This is a genomic window from Chryseobacterium sp. GM_Chr_2 (assembly GCF_026540445.1).
GTDB lineage: Bacteria > Bacteroidota > Bacteroidia > Flavobacteriales > Weeksellaceae > Chryseobacterium.
Genome location: NZ_JALNUD010000007.1, coordinates 120,691 through 139,436 on the forward strand (window position 1 = coordinate 120,691; position 18,746 = coordinate 139,436).

The window sequence follows — 18,746 nt, forward strand, 5'->3', positions numbered from 1 at the left end:
GTACGAGATTGTGCAGCTTTTTTTATTTCAACTGAATTTTTAAGTTCTTTTAAGTTTACAAATGTTTAGAAAAATTTAAGATTTGGTATTAAAATTGCTAATGAGATGTTAACAAATGTTAAATCTTATGATTCGAAAAAACTTTATTAGCTTAAGTGTTTTAGCTTCTTTATGCCTTTACTCCTGCAAACAAACGGAGACTGTGGCGGCAGCTACTAATACTGAAAATCATGTTCCTAAAACCAATTCTTCTAAAAAGGTTGTTCCTCCTAAAACCGACTCAATAAAAGAAGTAAAAACTTCTGTAATTGATTCTCTTAATGCCAAAGAAATTCAGGCATTAGAAGGAAAATACAATGCAAAAACATGTGAAAACGGAAGATTTTCAATAGAATTAACCAATAAAGACGGGAAAAAAGTAGGATACAAAATCTACGACAGCAAAAAAGTAATCGCCTCGGGAAGAGCAAATATTGCTAAATCTGCAAACAAGAATGAATTTGATATTTCCCTTGGCGCAATGGGAGGTCTTTTGAAGGGAGATACCTTGGTCATCCAAAATTATGGAAATTCAATGAACGAGTTTGATCATTTTGGGCAGTGTGCCGACAAATACCTTAATTTCATCAAATAACAACACGATATCGTTTTAAAATTTTAAAAGCATTCAAATTTTTGGATGCTTTTTTTATGAATTTAAATGTGAACCATCATTGTGATTTGTCATTCTGTAAGATATTATGCAAATCATAGATTTTGATAAATAAAATTTTTAAACTAATTTGGTTTACGCCAAAAAACAAAACTATGATTATTCATTTTATTCTTTCCGGCGAAACGTTGGAAAGTATATCTGAAAAAATACATCTCGAAAATCCGAAGCATCTTAAAGAATATCACAATCAAAGATGTTCTGCTCATGATTATATTCATGAAAATCTCATTCCCGGAAAGCGACTTTTTGTACCCAATATAGAGGAAATCAGAAATTTTAATCTGTTGAATGATGCGCCATTCAAAAGTCCGGAACTCAATCCTGTTTTAAATTTTGAGCCTAAAAATTTCAGCAAAATTTATTTTGTGAGAATTACCGAAGAAAAGGAAAAAGACGGTGAAACAAAAGACAATACACTTACTTACACAGCTTCAGTAAAGTGGGTTGAAACCATTGGCAATCAGCATACATTTTACCTTTATAAAAATAATTTTACCGATGGACAGTCCAGCAAAATGGCAGATTTGGCTATGGAAAGCATTCGGTCATTAAATCCTTTAATTATTAAAACCGACCTGAAAGGAAAGTTAATGAATGTAAGCTTAAAAGAGGAAACGATTAAAAATTTTAATAAAATAAAAGAACGTTTGCTCGATCTTTTTCCGGATCAATATGCTGAAATGTATATCAAAGAGTTTGAAATTGCGGTTTTAAATCAGGAATTATTTAATGAAAGAATGCAAGATGATCCTTTTATTAAGAATTATTTTGCGCCAGTTAGAAGTTCATTTACCAATGGAAAGTCTTTTTATGATCAAAAAATCGAAGATAAAGTAATAACGGTTCAGCAAAAAGTAGAAGATTTAAATTATACTTCAGAAATTGTTCTTTTGCAGAATGTTTTTTCGATTTCAGAAGCAGATTTTAACGGGAAATATACACTTTACACCAAAACGGGAATTGTAAAAAAAGTAGATTTATATTATGATATATCTCTTTACGGGGTAAAATATTCTACTTTTTTTTCTTTTGATGAATTGTCTTAAAATACTGTTAGGATTAAGTTTATATTAAATTTTTAAATCCAAAGTCGTAGAATTACTACATCAAATCGTAGAATTACGACAAAATTTAAAAATTGTTTTAAAATGTTTTCAGAAAAATTTTAACCGTTTTATATTTGTATCACAATCACTGAATCACAAAATATTATTAACGATTAAAATTTACAAATCATGGCAGCAAATTCTAGAGGAATTTTAAAATTCAACGGGGGCGAGGGTCAAAAATTATTAAAGCTGAATTACAGCGTTTCAAGATCTACAGACGTATCTGGTAGAGTAGCATCAGACCCATCTAATGCAATCATTAAACTTACAGTGGAAGCTACTGAAAAATCAGACATCCTGGAAAGTTTACTAAATGGAAAATACAAGCCTACGCAAGGTGAAATTACATTCAACAAGTCTCATGAAGAAGGTACTTTAATTACTCTAAACTGGGAAAACGGATATGTAATTCAGCATGAGGTAGACTTCGACGCTGTTGACGAAAACAGTATGTTGATCAGCTTCGTTATCAGCGCAGAAAAAATTAACTATGGTAATTCTGCTTATGAAGGTTTATGGCCGTCATCTTAAGATTACTTTTATCAACATTTATAAGAGAAAGACTGTCCCCAAAAGACGGTCTTTTTTGCCTAGCTAGTTTTGGTTTTAATAATCTTGCATAAGGTATTCATTGCATATTATTTCGATATGTAATGTTTTCACTAAAAACAATTGTTTGGATAATTTTTTTTACCTTTAACCTTACCACAATCACACAATTATGTCAACGACACCTGAAAATATGCGCGGAACGAATTTTCGTCCCACTCAAAATGCAGACGGAGTATCAGATAATCATCACACCGGGATCAATCGTCTGGTAAAGTTATCTTTGGTTATCGAAGGCCAGGTCATCAGGTATTACAAGCATTTTAAGCTTACACAAAGCGCAAAACGACATCACGAATTTTCTCTTACGCTGGCTCACGATGCTCTAGGCGATCGCCAGAGTCATACGCTTGATGAAGCCAATAAGTTTCTCGGGAAAAGATTAACAGCCGTTATTTCCTATAAAGATATTGAAAGCAGCCCCGAAAGAACGTTTGTTGGGGTAATCACGGGAGTGGGTTTCAGTCAGGAAAAAATGAGCCTTGGAAATATTGTTTTGTCAGGTTACAGCCCGACTATTTTGTTGGATGGGGCTCCTCATATTCAGAGTTTTGGCGGCGGACAACCCGTAAATATGGGAATTATTGCAGATGATGTCATTAAGCAAGGTCTTGATAAAAGCCGATTTGATGTAAGAATTGATACGAATGATTATTCTCAAATTATTTATAGCAGTCAATATAACGAAACACATTACAACTACTTAGCCAGAATGGCGGAAGCCTATGGCGAACAGTTTTATTATGATGGGGAAGTACTTCATTTCGGGAAGCTTCCTACACAGAACAAACCGATAAAATTAATTTACGGAAGCAGTGCGAATGATATTAAAGTTGAATTAAAGGCAGTTCATACCAAACCACAATTTTACGGTTACAATAGCAGTAGAAATGAAAGATTAAGTTCTTCTGAAACGCCGGTTCAGCATGTTGGAGACTTGGCTAAAACAGCGTATTCACTTAACGATAAAATTTATAAAACTCCAGCGCTTCAGGTGGCTCCGATAAAGGCTTCTACGCATTTGGATGTTGAATATTCTCAAAAAAGTGCATCAGGAAGTGAAGCGGTGAATGTTTTTTCAATTTCGGGAAATACAACGGTTCCGTTTCTTCATCCGGGTTGCGTTGCAGATGTTCAAATGAGAAAATTAGACAGCAACGAGTCTTCTTATTTTACCAAGATCATGATTACGGAAACGACTCATGAAATAGATACAATCGGACATTATTCAGGAAGTTTTGAAGGAATCGCTTCAGATACCGGATTTTTACCGAAACCTGAATTTTCCTTACCAAAAGCCGAACCTCAAATCGCAACAGTCATTTCAAATACTGATCCGGAAGGACAGGGAAGAGTTCAGGTGAGATTCGACTGGCAAACCAATGATACGACACATTTCATCCGAATGATGAGTCCAGATGCGGGAGGAACCGATCAAATTACTCAAAACAGAGGCTATGTGGCGATTCCTGAAGTTGGGGATCATGTGATGGTGAATTTCGTGCACAGTCATCCCGACAGACCTTTCGTGATGGGCGGAATGTTTCATGGCGGCGTTGGTTTAGGTGGCGGCACGGATAACCGCGTTAAATCTATTCAGACCAGAAGTGGTCACCGTGTTATTTTTACGGAAGATGAAAGTATCATCATTACAGATAAATCAGGCAATGAAATTCATCTGGATACGACGGGGAGCAATATCAACATTACAGCGCCGGAAACGATTAATATAAAATGTAAAAATTTTAATATTGATGTTAGTGAAAATATGGCTACTACAGTAGGTGTCAACAAATCGAATACAATTGGTAGGAATAACACAGAAAGTGTAGGAGCGATGAAAATAACTTCTGTTATAGGCAATGCGAGTACCTATATCACTGGAAAACTTACAGAAATCATTGAAGGAGATGTAGAGAGTGAAGTGAAAAAGGGAAAAACAGTCGTAAATTCTGATCAAGGAATAGAGACTACTTCAAATGCATCCATTACGAAGCATGCACAAAATGAAGTACAAAATAACAGTGGACAAAGAAGTAAAAACTATTAATTGTTGATGTATGAGCAGGACAAGAATAGTAAGAGGTAAAATTTTTGAAACCATAGAACAAGATTACAATATATATTCTGAAAGTGATATTATTTATAGTTCTGCAGAAGTGGTTTCAGAAAAAGGATCGCAGAAAGGGGTTAGCTATGGTACTCCTTCGAAGCCTTCAGCGGGAGATATTAAGGCTAAATGTTTGGTGCAGTTCAGACCACATGATAAATATATGAATACTCCTGATTTTGGATTTGATTGGCTTCGTCAAGGAGATTCTGGTCAAAAAGGGGATGAATGGTTTGGGTCTATCATGGGAAGATATTTTGAAGAAAGTACTTTCGTTACACCATTTCAGAATACAAATGGTTGGTCAAGAGATACCATAAATAATCCGGATGGTTATTTCAAAAAAGAGTTGAGTATGTATGACAAAAAACTAAAAAGTTATAAAAGCTTTTCGGTGGTTTGGAAAAAAGTTAATAAAAAACCATATCTATATCCAATTCCGACTTTAACTTTGTTTAAAGGAAAATCTGCATTACTCACACTTAAAATTGAAATTCAGGAAAAACCGAAGAAATTAACGTTTGAATTTAAAGAAAAAGATGCTGAAAAATATCTCAGTTTAAATGTAAAGGAAATAGGAGATGTTAAAAAAGGGAAGTATGATAAATACAATTATTTGAAAATTACATGTAAAGAATCCTTTTCCAAAGAACAAATTCTCTATGTAAAAGCAGATGATGAGGTTTGTGGTGCGCTGAGAATTCATCCTAATGATGTTGGTGTTGTAAAAAAAATAGATGTAGTTATTGTTAAAGTAAAAACCGATGCTAATAATGTTGCTGTTATTGGAAAGCCTGCAGCGGGAGGCAAAACTTTTTTTTCTCAATGTATGTCACAAGCCTTGGTTTCAGTCTCTATGACGGAAGAAATTTTAGATTGTACAGGGAATTTTTTCTTTAATAAATTTAAAAGTAATTTTTGCACAAATATTGGAGGTGTTTTTACGGTAACTAAAAGTAATGGCTTGCGAGAATATTTAGAAGATAAAGTTAAAAGCCAGTTTGGAAATAAATATGACAATCATTACAGACTTTATTTTATTGGAGAAAGTGGTAATTGGAATGGTTTTGCATATGGAAATTCTAAATTTGGGGTATATTTTAAAACGCATAATAAAGCAACTATAGCCCATGAAACAATGCATGCAATGAATTTACCACATACTTTTGCGAGTATATCACAAGGAACGATGCCTGCAAAATTTACTTATCAGGCAAAAAAAACAAATAATATTATGGATTATAGCCATTTAGCAGGTATTGAGCGATTTTGTTCCTATTATTGGCACTGGAAAATTTTAAATAATAAGATTAATTAAACATTATGAGATATTTGGTTATTGTATTATTATCAATATTTCTTTCTTGTGACGGGCAAAGTCATGGAAAAAAAAATGATCCGGAAAAAAGAGTTATGAGAGAAAAAATAGACAGAGAGCTAGCTTTAAAGTTTGAAAAAGATTCAGATTTTTTATATAAGCTTCCAAACGGAAATGAAATTTATATGATGGAAAATCCAAAAGGGAATTCGGTAGGGCTACAATATGAAAGAGAATCTGCACCTTCTTTTTTTTCTGTGTATAAAGAGTTTTACGCAGATGGTTTTATTAAAAAGAAAGAAATTAAATTTGGGCAGTATACAAATGTCGGTGTTTCTGAATATTATGATGAAAAAGGAAATTTGAAAACAAAAGATGAAGATGCAAAATTTGGAAAAATAAAGCCTTCCGATGTTTTGAAAATTTTAGATAAAAAGAAATTAATTAATATTTCAACTGGAGAAGGGAGGTTTAGCGAAAATGGTACAGAAGCTTTTACAGTTAAATTTGATGAGAATAAGAAAGAGTATATGGTGACAATACAAGAAGGAAAACCTAATAAAAATCCCGAATTTGGGATTGGTGAACCTCCGGCATTTGTTCCGGTTACTTATATTATTAATGGTGAAACAGGAGAGGTGAAAGAACTATAATAAATAATTAATGACAATTAAATGTAAAAATATCATCTCACTTTTTTTGCTATTAAGTTTGATTGTAATTTCATGTCAATCAAAAAAGTATACCAATGAAACGAATATTGCTATAAATAGTTTTAGTTCCAAAAATAAATTTCCCAACAATAAAACGGCTTTTGAAAAAATAAACGGTCAAGTAATTTTTTATAAACCATCCGGAAATAAAATGTTAACCATCGATCTGAAATCATCAGCATACGAATTTGCTTTTCCCGATGATGTTTATGCTCAATTGAATATTCAGGGAAAACAGATCAGTCAGATTCAAAAAAACTGATTAACCATTTTGTTAAAAAAACGTATGCTTATAGCAATAATCATATTTCCGAAGAAAAAGAGTATGAATACAATATCGTAAATGCTTCTGTTTTGGTTGATAAAAAATGGAATCCTATCGGTATCGAAGAACAAAGAAAATTAGCCTTGAAAAAGCTTAATGAACAATCAGAATTGCCTTTGTCAGCTATTGAAAGCAAATATAATTATCAATCGGGACAAATTGAGATTGTAAAAACTCAATACAATTTTTCCAATAGAGTGAAGAATGGTAAAACTGAACAAAATAAAGAAGTTTTAGATACTGAGAGTATAAAATTCACTTTGGATTCATCACAAAGACCGATTAAAAAAGAAATAACAGATAAAAATAAAAAAGCATTAACACAGGAATTTTCTTATTAAAGAAATTTAGCCTGTTTTTTGCTATAGAAATAGAACAATCACAAACACAATTTATTAATATAAGAAAATTATAAATGGGAGTACTGGTAACCAACGAAACTGTAAAACAACTATTTCACATCGCACAGTCTATTGCGAGGGAGAATTATAATGCAACATATGGCGGGCCACACATTTTACGGGCTTTAATGCACAAAGATATTGGTCTTAATGAGTTTTTAAAAGGCATTGATAAAGACCCCGGATATTTCTACGAATGGGCAGATGTGCGAATTGAAGATTATCCTAAAACGACACATCTTCCGGATGAAGTAGGCGAAGATGATGTGGTAGATACTCTTATGGAAGAAGCGGATGATATTCGTTTAAAATTAGGTTTAGACGAAATTACTCCAATTTGTATTTTAACGGCGATTGTAAAACCTCAGGTTGCTTTTTCTTTACAACAACTTAAATCTCTGCCTCTTAGAGAACATGAGATTTTCAATTTATACAGAAAAGATACTCCGTACGAAATTTCAGATAATGGAGAATTCAATTCAATTTTTTCAAACGGTTCAGAGTATTCAGATAACTCTTTTCCTTCCATTAAAAACTATTGTGTAGATAGAACAGCTCAGGCAAGAAAAGGAGATTTGGAAAACATTATCGGAAGAGATAAAGAACTGAGAATGTTGGTTGAAATTCTTTGTCGAAGAAGTAAACCAAATGTTATTATCATTGGAGAACCGGGAGTTGGGAAAACAGCTTTAGTAGAAGGTTTTGCCATCGAAATTACCAAAGGAAATGTTCCTGAAATGTTGAAAAACGGAACACTTTTAGAGCTCGACACTGGAGCTCTGTTAGCCGGAACTTCTTATAAAGGCGAAATTGAAGACCGTTTGAAAAAAGTAATCAACGAATGTAAAAAGATTGAAAAAGCGATTCTTTTCATTGATGAAATTCATACCCTTTTAGACCCAAAAGGAAGCATCGGAAACGTTGCGAATTTGCTTAAACCTGAATTAGCACGAGGTGAAATCACCGTAATCGGAGCGACAACTCAGGAAGAATACAGAAAAATTATCGAACCGGAACAGGCTTTCAACCGTCGTTTTGAAGTTTTAACGGTGAACGAACCGGACGAAAAAACGTGCGTGAAAATGATAGATGTTTTATTAGACGGTTACAAAAAACACCATGGAATTGAAGTTGAAAAAGCGGCACTTCCGGAATGTGTTCGTTTGGCTAAAAGATATGCGAAAGGTAAAAAATTACCTGATGCAGCTATTGATTTGTTAGACAGAACGATGGCTGCTATCAAAATGTTGGACGAACTTTCAGAAAAAGAACTGGAAAGCTGGAAAACAACTTATGAAGTATTACAGGCTGAAGAATATTTGGATGAAAAAGATAAAGCAGACGAACTGATCTGGAATTATAATTTATTGAGAGATAAAATCAGTCCAATTTTGTGGGGCTCTTTGAGCGAGCAACCGCAAATTGACAATTCAATGCCTGTAGATGCTATTCAGAAGATTATTGAAGATACTTACGCAGAGCTTTTACAGCACGCAGCGATAAAGAGAGAAAAGGTAGATCGCTTGGAGTTGGCAGCTGTAATGGCTGCAAAAACAAACATTCCGATCGGGAAAATTCAGGCTCAGGAAAAAGAAAAATTGCTGAATATGGAAGGTCTTTTGATGAACCGAGTTGTCGGACAAGATCATGCCTTGAAAATCCTTTCTGATGCGATTGTTGAAAACCGAAGTGGATTAAACAAACCGGGACAGCCAATTGGTTCATTCTTCCTTCTTGGTCCAACAGGAACAGGGAAAACAGAGTTGGCAAAATCTATGGCAGAATTACTTTTCAATGATGAAAAGGCAATGGTTCGTTTTGATATGTCAGAGTTTAAAGAAGAACATTCAGCGGCACTTTTATACGGAGCGCCTCCGGGATATGTCGGATATGAAGAAGGTGGTATGTTGGTGAATAAAATCCGTCAACAGCCTTACACAGTGGTTTTGTTTGATGAAATTGAAAAAGCGCATCACTCGGTTTTTGATGTCTTTTTACAGATCATGGACGAAGGAAAAGTTCATGATAAGCTTGGAAAAGAAGGAGATTTCAGTAATGCCTTAATTTTGTTTACGTCAAATATAGGAAGTGAGGAAATTGTAAAGCAGTTTGAAGAAGGTAAAATTCCGGAATCGAAATCGTTAATGCAAATCATGTCGAATTCAGGACGTTTCAGACCAGAATTTTTGGCAAGAATCACGGAAATTATTCCTTTTGCACCAATTACAGAATCTATTGCGGAGAGAATTTTTAATATTCAGTTAAAATCACTTCATAATTCTTTAACGAGATTAGGAATGAGTTTAAAAATTTCTGATGAAGCGGTGAAAAACTTAGCATTAGGCGGATTCAGCAGTAAATATGGAGCAAGACAGATTTCCGGAGTGATTAGATCTCAGTTGGCAAGACCGATTTCGAAAATGATTGTGAGAGAAGAAGTAAAATCCGGACAGACAATCCATGTAGACTGGAATGCTGAAGAGGAAAAACTGAGCTGGAAAGTAGAGTAAATGCAAAGAAAGCGAATGGGGAAATTTTAATTTGCTCATTCGCTTAAAAAATAAAAACGATGACACCAAATTTCAGAAATATTGTACTAACGCTGGTTTTACTATCGTGTTCATGCCTTATGAATGCACAGTTTCTCGATGCTTCCGATACTTCGGAAAGCAGTGTGAAAAAGTATCAGCGCATCATTAATGCTAATAAAGAAATTGTAGATTTTATTGAATATTCTCTTGCTGAAAAAGGGCTGCCCCGACACTTGAGAAATTTAGCATTAATAGAATCTCATTTCAACAGAAATATCACTTCAGGAGCCGGCGCAGTGGGCGTTTGGCAATTTATGACCTCTCACGCCAATCAATATGGGCTTTCACAGCAAAACAGAAATGATTTGTATAAAAGTACCAAAACGGCCGTGGTTTCCCTTACCAATCTGTATAAAAAATATAATAATTGGGTAACGGTGGTGGCGGCTTATAACTGTGGCGAAGGAAATATTGCCAAAGCAATGGCTGCGGCAGGATCTTCTCAATATCATGTTTTTTCTAAATTTTTGCCTTTAGAAACCATTAATCATGTTAAAAAATACCTCAATGCGTGTTATGCAACCGGAGAATTGCCAACGGTTTTAAGTAACTATAATTCATCGAGAATGAATACCGTATTTCTGGCAGGTTCGGGAGCGAAAACACACGGTTCTAATCTGTCGGAAACGGAAATTAATGCAGGATTTAATTTAAATATCATTGCCGATGAATTGGATGTAGAAGTAGAAAAATTAATGTCTTGGAATCCCGGAATTAATGAAGAACTTCAAAGCAAAGGCGAAAGCACGTTGTATCTTCCGACAGATCTGATGCCCGACTTTTTATTAAGAAAAAATAAAATTCTTTCCCGCTCTGTAAAGGAAGGAATAAAATAATTATAACACTAAGCACTCATGTTTAACCTATCCAAATCACAGGTAATATGAATACAGAATCACAAAATATATTGAAAAGCCCTTCGTTCCGTCCGTCACAGAATGCCGACGGAGTTTCTCAAAGTCATCACACAGGAATCAATCGTTTGGTGAAATTATCTTTGGTGATCGAAGGAAAAGTTATCAGCTATTACAAGCATTTTAAGCTGACACAAAGCGCAAAACGACATCACGAGTTTTCTCTCACCCTGGCGCACGATGCTTTGGGAGATCGTCAGACGCATTCTTTGGAAGAGGCGAATAAATTTTTAGGAAAACGTTTAACAGCCGTTATTTCTTATAAAGATATTGAAAGCAGCCCGGAAAGAACATTCGTTGGAGTGATTACAGGCGTTGGTTTTAGTCAGGAGCAAATGACGTTGGGAAATATTGTCCTTTCAGGTTATAGTCCTACAGTTTTGCTTGATGGCGCACCTCATATTCAGAGTTTTGGCGGAAGCCAGCCTGTAAATATGGGAATTATTGCTGAAGAAGTTATCAAACAGGGAATCGATAAAGGTAGATTTGATGTAAGAATTGATACCAATGATTATTCTCAAATCATCTACAGCAGCCAGTATGATGAGACCCATTACAATTATCTGGCGAGAATGGCAGAAGCTTATGGCGAGCAGTTTTATTATGATGGGGAAGTGCTTCATTTCGGGAAACTTCCGGCTCAGAATAAACCAATTAAGTTAATCTACGGAAGTAATGTGAATGATGTAAAAGTAGAATTAAAAGCGGTTCATACCAAACCTCAGTTTTACGGCTACAACAGTAATAAAAACGAAAAATTACGGTCGGGAGAAACTCCGATTCAGCATATTGGCGATTTGGCTAAAACTGCATATTCTCACAACGATAAAATTTATAAAACACCTGCGCTTCAGGTAGCTCCGATAAAGGCTGCCACTCATCTTGATGTTGAATATTCTCAAAAAAGTGCATCAGGAAGTGAAGCGGTGAATGTTTTTTCAATTTCGGGAAATACGACGGTTCCGTTTCTTCATCCGGGTTGCGTTGCAGACGTTCAGATGAGAAAATTAGACAGCAACGAATCATCTTATTTCACAAAAATTATGGTGACCGAAGTTTCCCATGAGATTGATACCATAGGTCGATATTCAGGAAGTTTTGAAGGCATTGCCTCCGACACCGGGTTTTTACCAAAACCTGAATTTAAAACGCCAAAAGCCGAACCTCAAATTGCAACTGTTATTTCAAATACCGACCCGGAAGGGCAGGGAAGAGTTCAGGTAAGATTCGACTGGCAAACCAATGATACGACCCACTTTATCCGAATGATGAGCCCCGATGCTGGTGGAACCGATCAAATTACTCAAAACAGAGGGTATGTTGCGATTCCTGAAGTTGGAGATCAGGTGATGGTGAATTTCGTGCACAGCCATCCCGACAGACCTTTCGTCATGGGCGGAATGTTTCATGGCGGCGTTGGTTTAGGTGGCGGAACGGATAACCGCGTGAAATCGATTCAGACAAGAAGTGGTCACCGTGTTGTTTTTACGGAAGACGAAAGCATTATTATTACCGATAAATCAGGCAATGAAATTCATTTAGACACCACCGGAAGCAACATTACGATTACTGCTCCCGAAACAATGACGTTGAATTGTAAAAATATGAACATCAACGTAGGTGAAAATATGAATACCAACGTAGGAATGAATATTTCTGAAATTGCAGGCATGAACAGAAGCGGCAGTGTCGGCATGTTGAATACTTTAAATGTCGGCACCAATTTTATCACGAATGTTACGGGTGAAATGGTAGAATATATTCAGGGAAATAAAGAATCTCATACTGATAAAGACAGGGTAAGCACCAGCAACGGGAAAATTACCACCCAAAGTACGGGGAACTACGAACAGCATTCTGATAAAGAAGTACAAAATAATTCCGGAGAGAAATCCAAAAACTATTAATGGGCTATGAAACAGACATTCGTAGGAGGAAATATTGTGGAAACTACCGGAGGAAATAATCTTTCTTACGCTAAAGATATTATTGAAAATAGCGGAAGTCAGGTCATTCAGAAAGGTAAAGAAACGGGTGTGACGTACGGTATGCAGGGAAGTCCTCCCAAAAATAACAAGATTTATGATGTAGTGATGTTTGTGGCGGGAACCACCGATCCCGTTAATACTACGGGCGAAAAACATCAGGCAAACACAGATTACTGGCAGGCGAGTAAAGATAATTTTTGGAACAAAATAAAGGAATTAAAACCTCAGTTTCTGAATCTTCATATCGAAGGAAGTTTTTTCAGCTGGTCGGGAGACAATGATACCAAAGAAAGAAACCTCGCCGCAACAAGGTTGTTAGATTTATTTTTAAGAGTGTATAAATTCTGGCAAAATCAGGAGGTTCATATTCACCTGATCGGGCATTCACATGGCGGAAATGTTATCAATCAGTTTACAGAATTGATCGCGACCGATTCTAAATATCCAAAAGCTTGGAAAATAAAGAGTATTACGTATTTATCGACTCCTTTTTTTCAACATAAACATCAGCTGAATCATACTAAATTACACAAGCAATGCCAAATCATTAACGTTCATAATGAATATGATTTAACGCAACAGCTGATTGCCGATTTCAGTTTGGTGAATCTTGAAGGGTTGATAAAAGCTTTGAAGATGGATGAATTTGAACGAGGAATTAACCTTCTAAAAAGTGTGAAAGGAGATGTTATTATGAAATATCTGAAAGGTTTACCTTCAAAACAGAAAGGAATAGCTGCTTTTGCGGAAATGGCGAAGGCGTTTTTAGCCGTTAAGATGATTACCGCCGAATTCATCAAATATCTTAATTCTGTAAAACTTGAGAATTCTAATTTAGCAAAAGAAAAAAGTGAATTTATCACCTTGCTGAACAGCTTTTTACAATGGACGGATGGGGTTCACCGAAATTATATCCAAGGCGGAAGCTACAGCCGTTTAACATGGGCAAAAAACCTGAATCTGACACAGGGATTGAGAGTTTTAAATGTTTTGTTTGATATAAAATCCGGGGTTAAAGACAGTTATATTCTGAGTTCATTAGCAAAAGTTTTTAAGGCGAATGCAGGAATTACAGATACTATTGAAGTCACTTCATGGAGCCCGGAAAAGCAGACCAAAGGTTTGCCGATTCTTCATGTTCCGATATTTGATAAAGATCCGTATCACAGCAGAAATAAAAGAGCGAACTGTAAAAAATTCATTTCCGGAGCATCGTCTGCGGTTCACAATAATAATCTAGAAGAGGTTTTGATGAGGTTGCTAAGTCAGTTCATCAAACCCGATCAATTGGCGCAATATATTGATTATATTAACAATGCAGAGTATATTCTGACAGGGAATTTGGATGCACAGCTTAAAATTTTAAGAGGAAATTTCGAAAGATATCATGTGTTGGTTCAACAGTATTTTGCCGATTTGGTGACTCCCGAAGATGAAGCAGATACCAATAAAGATATGATGACGCGCCCAGGAACAATCCCTTATCTAGCCATGGCTTCTCATAGTTTAAGTCACACTCAGTTTTGGCCGGAAGTAGAATCTGGATTAAAAAATTCGTTCAGCTCGGGGAAAAATCCGGGATACATGAAAAAATAGTATATGAAAAGTAAATTTAGATTAATAATATCCAGTCTCATCATTTTTATAGTATCAGTCATTGTTTCTACATGTGGATACTTTGCACTGCATCTTTCTCAGGAATTTAGTTTGAAAAATATTAACAAGATTATTGTAGAAGTTGGATTAATCAGCGGTATTGTAACAACGGTCATTTATTTGCTCATTACCCTTTGCATAAGAACAGTAAAAGATAATGGTTTCCGATCTTTTTTAATCGTTGTTTTAATGGTTTTTTACCTTGCTTTTGTTTGTATATTGACTTTAAATATGGTGTTTTATCAGCTTGATAATCCCAATTCTTTTGTGAAATATTTCATGGAATTGTAAATAAATTTGATAGTTCTTTCTTAATTTTCTAAATTAAAATAAACTTTGTTTATTCTTTTCCTAACATTAAGGACTTTAGTTAATTAAGATGTATTCAATTAAGAATCAATAAATTGATTTTATTAAGTTTTTTAAGCTCAATACTCTTAATTTCTGAATGTTAAAAGTAAATTATAATTAAATTGATTGTAATGAAAAAAATAACCTTTTTAGTTTTCGCTTTTTTATCTGTGGTAGTTTTTGGGCAATCGGTTCAAAAGTTGGTAAAAGATTTAGACGGAGATTTAATAAAAGATACCATTCGAATCGACAGCGATTCAAAAACATTAATTTGCCTTTTATCTACGCAGAAATTTAAAAAAATCCAAAGTGGAAAAATCCAAAAGCTAAATTTTGGAAACATGCTTGTTTCTACAAAAAAAGGTTTTGAATTCTGGAATGATTTCGACAGATCGGGCTTTCAATGCGTTTTCGAATATGATCCGAAAGCAAAGAAAATACAACTGGTGAAAATGCGAAGAGTAGATGATATTTTACGCTTAGATTTTGGTGAAAAAGCCAAAGGAAAATCGAGCATCAATCTTTTAACCAATGAATATTTGGGCGATTTTTATAAAGTTTCGGGAGGAAAATTGCAGAAAATTCCAACTATTAAATCAAAAATGGTTTTTCCGAAAACATATCTTGAAAACTTCAGTGATGCGTTGTGTTTTGATTATGAAGCGCAATGTTTGGCTTTATATAAAAAGAATGGCGGATCGTAAAACCCCTTCGCATTCAAAAAGAAAAAATCATTTAATAAATATAAATCTGAGAATATCAATTTTCAGATTTTTTTATGTTCAAAAAATTAAATTAAGATATGTTAAGAAAGTTTAAAATTAACTTAATTTAATCTTAATATTTCTCATTATGGTGTTAAAATTAATTGTTTTTAAATTGAATTTTATTGTAATAAAATATTGATTTTCAGGTAGTAATATTTTTAATTAAATCTAATATCGTAGAATTACTACACCAAATCGTAGAATTACTACAAAAAATAAAATTCACTTTTAAAAGCTTTTCAGATAAAATTATCAACCATATCTTTGTTTCACAATCAAATCACAAATTATTACCAAATCACAAAATATTAACGATTAAAATTTACAAAACATGGCAGCAAATTCAAGAGGAATCTTAAAATTCAACGGCGGAGAAGGTCAAAAATTATTGAAGCTAAACTACAGTGTATCAAGATCTACAGACGTTTCAGGACGTGTAGCATCAGATCCATCTAATGCAATCATCAAGCTTACTGTAGAAGCTACTGAAAAATCAGACATCCTTGAAAGTTTATTGAACGGAAAATACAAGCCTACACAAGGTGAAATTACATTCAACAAATCTCACGAAGAAGGTACTTTAATTACGCTAAACTGGGAAAACGGATATGTAATTCAACACGAAGTAGACTTCGACGCGGTAGATGAAAATAGTATGCTGATTAGCTTTATTATCAGTGCAGAGAAAATCAATTATGGTAATTCTGCTTACGAAGGTATCTGGCCGGGGAACTAAAACCTACAATCATCTTAGTAAAAATAAAATTGGTAAGCAGAATAGTTGCTCTTTTCAGAGTTGACTATTCTGTTTTTCTGTTTAAGAAATTAGTTCTTTTTAGGATTAATAAATTTCTAATGTAAATTCATTTTTATATTAAATGAAATGTTGGCTGTGAATATGTTGTTGGATTATTAATGGAAAATGATAATAAAAATAAACACAAACACAAGGATCCATGTTTCAGGATAAAAAATTACCGCCTATAAAAAATAATCATATTAATGATTCTCTGAAGAATGTACAGAGTGAGGCACAAGAGAAAGTTGTGAAAGCAACCGAGGAAAGGCTGCAGCAGGTAAATGGAGAGGTAGGAAAACTAAAACAAACAGCTGCAACAGCAGCTCAGCAGGCTTATTTGGAAAAAGGGAAGAATACACATGATATGTTCATGAATCAGATTTCCGGAAACGATAACTCTTCCATTTTGAAAGAAAAAGTATGGTCTAAGCAACCGACTTCTAAAATACACAATGCCGCGGCGATTCCACAAAGTCAGATTATGGGCATCAATCGTGTCGTGAAGCTGGAAATCGTTATCGAAGGAAAAACAATTACCCACTTTAAACATTTTAAGCTTACCCAAAGTGCGGTAAAACATCATGAATTCAGTCTGATGTTGGCCTATGACAGCTTAGGAAATGCCGAAAATCATAATCTTCAGGAAGCTCAAAATTTTTTAGGAAAACGCATAACAGTCATTTTTAAATATAAAGATGTAGAAGAAGGCCCCGAAAGAAATTTTGTAGGCGTAATTACGGAAGTTGGTTTCAGTCAGGAAAAAGGAAGTTTAGGAAATATAGTTCTTACAGGTTTTAGCCCAACTATTCTTTTAGATGCCGCTCCGCATATTCAAAGTTTTGGAGGAAAGCAGCAAATTAGCCTGAATAGTATTGCAAATGAGGTGATTAAAGAAGGTTTAGGACAAAATACATTTGATTACAGAGTAGACTCCCAACACGGAAACGTTTCTTACAGTTCGCAATACGAAGAAACGCATTATAATTATTTGGCCAGAATAGCAGAAGCGTATGGCGAGCAATTTTATTATGATGGTGAAGTTTTACATTTCGGAAAACTTCCTCCGCAGGAAAAACCAGTCAACCTTACTTATGGAAGCAGCGTGAATGATGTTAAAATTAAAATGAAAGCACAACACGTGAATCCTACTTTTTACGGATACAACAGCAGTAAAAATGAAAAACTAACCACCGGAAATTCTAAAATAAATCATACTTCTGATATTGCTAAAAGAGCCTATGAAATTTCAGAAAAAACATTTCTGACACCTTCTTTAAGAGTTGCCCCGATAAAGGCGGCTTCATTTATGGATATTGATGCATCCCAAAAAGGAACGGCAGGCAGTAAAGCGGCTGGCGTTTTTGTAACTTCCGGAAGCACCACTGTTCCGTTTTTATATCCGGGATGTATTGCAGATATCGAGATGCGTAAGACGGAAACCAACGATACTTCTTATTTTACAAAATTGATGATTACGGAAGTCATTCATGAAGTAGATGCCCGCGGTTATTACGACGGCACTTTTGAAGCGATCGCCTCAGATACAGGATTCATTCCCCGTCCGGAATTTTTAATGCCTAAAGCCGAACCACAGTTTGCTAAAGTGATCTCTAATAAAGATCCGATGAATCAGGGAAGAGTTCAGGTACAGTTTGATTGGCAAAAAGGTCAGGATACCACAGAATTTATCCGTGTGATGACTCCCGATGCCGGAAGCAGCAATAAAGTGAATAAAAACCGCGGATTTATGGCTGTTCCGGAGATTGGAGATCAGGTAATCGTAAGTTTCGTTCATCAGCATCCTGACAGACCTTTTGTAATGGGAGGAATGTTTCACGGAGCAATCGGAGCCGGAGGAGGATCTGGGAATAATATTAAAAGTTTAAGCAGCCGAAGTGGAAACAAATTAGAATTAAATGATGGTGAAGGTTCTGTATTTTTAACGGATCAGGGCGGTGCGAATATGAAATTTGACGGAGCAGGAAATGCAACAACGAATGCCAATAGCAATCATACTGTAAATGCAGGGAGCAAAAATAGTATTAATGTAGGAGCTAAAAAAGATACACCACCACAATGTATTCTTGAAATGGATAGTGCCGGAAATATTACGTTGGACGGAACTTCCAGTTTCACAATTACGATTGGTGAAAGTATTGTAAAAATTCTTGCCGATGGAACCATTACCCTGAATGGTAAAAATGTAAAAATGGAAAGCACAGATACCTTTGAGATAACTTCTATGGATTCTACTTTTAAAGGAACAAATAATACGGAAATAGGAGGCGGTATGCTTACAAGAGTTACAGGAATGACTTTGAAACTTTTCGGAAGTTTTCTGGCAGAACTGAAAGCAGCGGTAACAAAAATAAATAGTTAA

Annotated in this window: 15 protein-coding genes; all 15 read left to right on the forward strand. The window is 34.9% G+C overall.

Features of this window, described 5'->3' with window-relative positions:
• Positions 1 to 127: 127 nt before the first annotated feature.
• Positions 128 to 634, forward strand: coding sequence for a hypothetical protein (locus OXQ85_RS12480; RefSeq protein WP_267405002.1), 507 nt, complete (start codon positions 128 to 130; stop codon positions 632 to 634).
• Between the two features lie 173 nt (positions 635 to 807).
• Entirely contained in the window at positions 808 to 1,761 is a 954-nt protein-coding gene (locus tag OXQ85_RS12485) for a hypothetical protein (protein WP_267405003.1), read from the forward strand.
• 189 nt (positions 1,762 to 1,950) lie between these two features.
• Positions 1,951 to 2,355 carry a type VI secretion system tube protein TssD gene (tssD, locus tag OXQ85_RS12490; protein ID WP_267405004.1) on the forward strand — a complete coding sequence of 135 codons (405 nt, stop codon included), beginning with the start codon at positions 1,951 to 1,953 and terminating at the stop codon, positions 2,353 to 2,355.
• 190 nt (positions 2,356 to 2,545) lie between these two features.
• Positions 2,546 to 4,483 carry a phage baseplate assembly protein V gene (locus OXQ85_RS12495; RefSeq protein ID WP_267405005.1) on the forward strand — a complete coding sequence of 646 codons (1,938 nt, stop codon included), beginning with the start codon at positions 2,546 to 2,548 and terminating at the stop codon, positions 4,481 to 4,483.
• 10 nt (positions 4,484 to 4,493) lie between these two features.
• Complete coding sequence (locus OXQ85_RS12500) at positions 4,494 to 5,861, forward strand: hypothetical protein (protein ID WP_267405006.1); 1,368 nt, start codon at positions 4,494 to 4,496, stop codon at positions 5,859 to 5,861.
• Positions 5,862 to 5,956: 95 nt separating this feature from the next.
• Positions 5,957 to 6,514, forward strand: a complete 558-nt coding sequence (locus OXQ85_RS12505; protein ID WP_267405007.1) for a hypothetical protein — start codon at positions 5,957 to 5,959, stop codon at positions 6,512 to 6,514.
• Positions 6,515 to 6,928: 414 nt separating this feature from the next.
• The gene (locus OXQ85_RS12510; RefSeq protein ID WP_267405008.1) at positions 6,929 to 7,240 is read left to right on the forward strand and encodes a hypothetical protein; all 312 of its coding nucleotides are present in this window, start codon (positions 6,929 to 6,931) and stop codon (positions 7,238 to 7,240) included.
• Positions 7,241 to 7,314: 74 nt separating this feature from the next.
• Entirely contained in the window at positions 7,315 to 9,810 is a 2,496-nt protein-coding gene (locus OXQ85_RS12515) for an ATP-dependent Clp protease ATP-binding subunit (protein ID WP_267405009.1), read from the forward strand.
• Between the two features lie 59 nt (positions 9,811 to 9,869).
• Positions 9,870 to 10,727: a lytic transglycosylase domain-containing protein gene (locus OXQ85_RS12520; protein WP_267405010.1), complete on the forward strand. Its 858-nt coding sequence runs from the start codon at positions 9,870 to 9,872 to the stop codon at positions 10,725 to 10,727.
• Between the two features lie 47 nt (positions 10,728 to 10,774).
• Positions 10,775 to 12,712 (forward strand): phage baseplate assembly protein V, encoded by a 1,938-nt coding sequence (locus OXQ85_RS12525; RefSeq protein WP_267405011.1) that lies wholly within the window; start codon positions 10,775 to 10,777, stop codon positions 12,710 to 12,712.
• A gap of 6 nt (positions 12,713 to 12,718) precedes the next feature.
• Complete coding sequence (locus OXQ85_RS12530; protein WP_267405012.1) at positions 12,719 to 14,389, forward strand: hypothetical protein; 1,671 nt, start codon at positions 12,719 to 12,721, stop codon at positions 14,387 to 14,389.
• 3 nt (positions 14,390 to 14,392) lie between these two features.
• Positions 14,393 to 14,740, forward strand: coding sequence for a hypothetical protein (locus OXQ85_RS12535; RefSeq protein WP_267405013.1), 348 nt, complete (start codon positions 14,393 to 14,395; stop codon positions 14,738 to 14,740).
• 191 nt (positions 14,741 to 14,931) lie between these two features.
• Positions 14,932 to 15,504, forward strand: coding sequence for a hypothetical protein (locus OXQ85_RS12540; protein WP_267405014.1), 573 nt, complete (start codon positions 14,932 to 14,934; stop codon positions 15,502 to 15,504).
• A 394-nt stretch (positions 15,505 to 15,898) separates the two neighbouring features.
• Complete coding sequence (tssD, locus tag OXQ85_RS12545) at positions 15,899 to 16,303, forward strand: type VI secretion system tube protein TssD (protein WP_267405015.1); 405 nt, start codon at positions 15,899 to 15,901, stop codon at positions 16,301 to 16,303.
• A gap of 220 nt (positions 16,304 to 16,523) precedes the next feature.
• Entirely contained in the window at positions 16,524 to 18,746 is a 2,223-nt protein-coding gene (locus OXQ85_RS12550) for a phage baseplate assembly protein V (protein ID WP_267405016.1), read from the forward strand.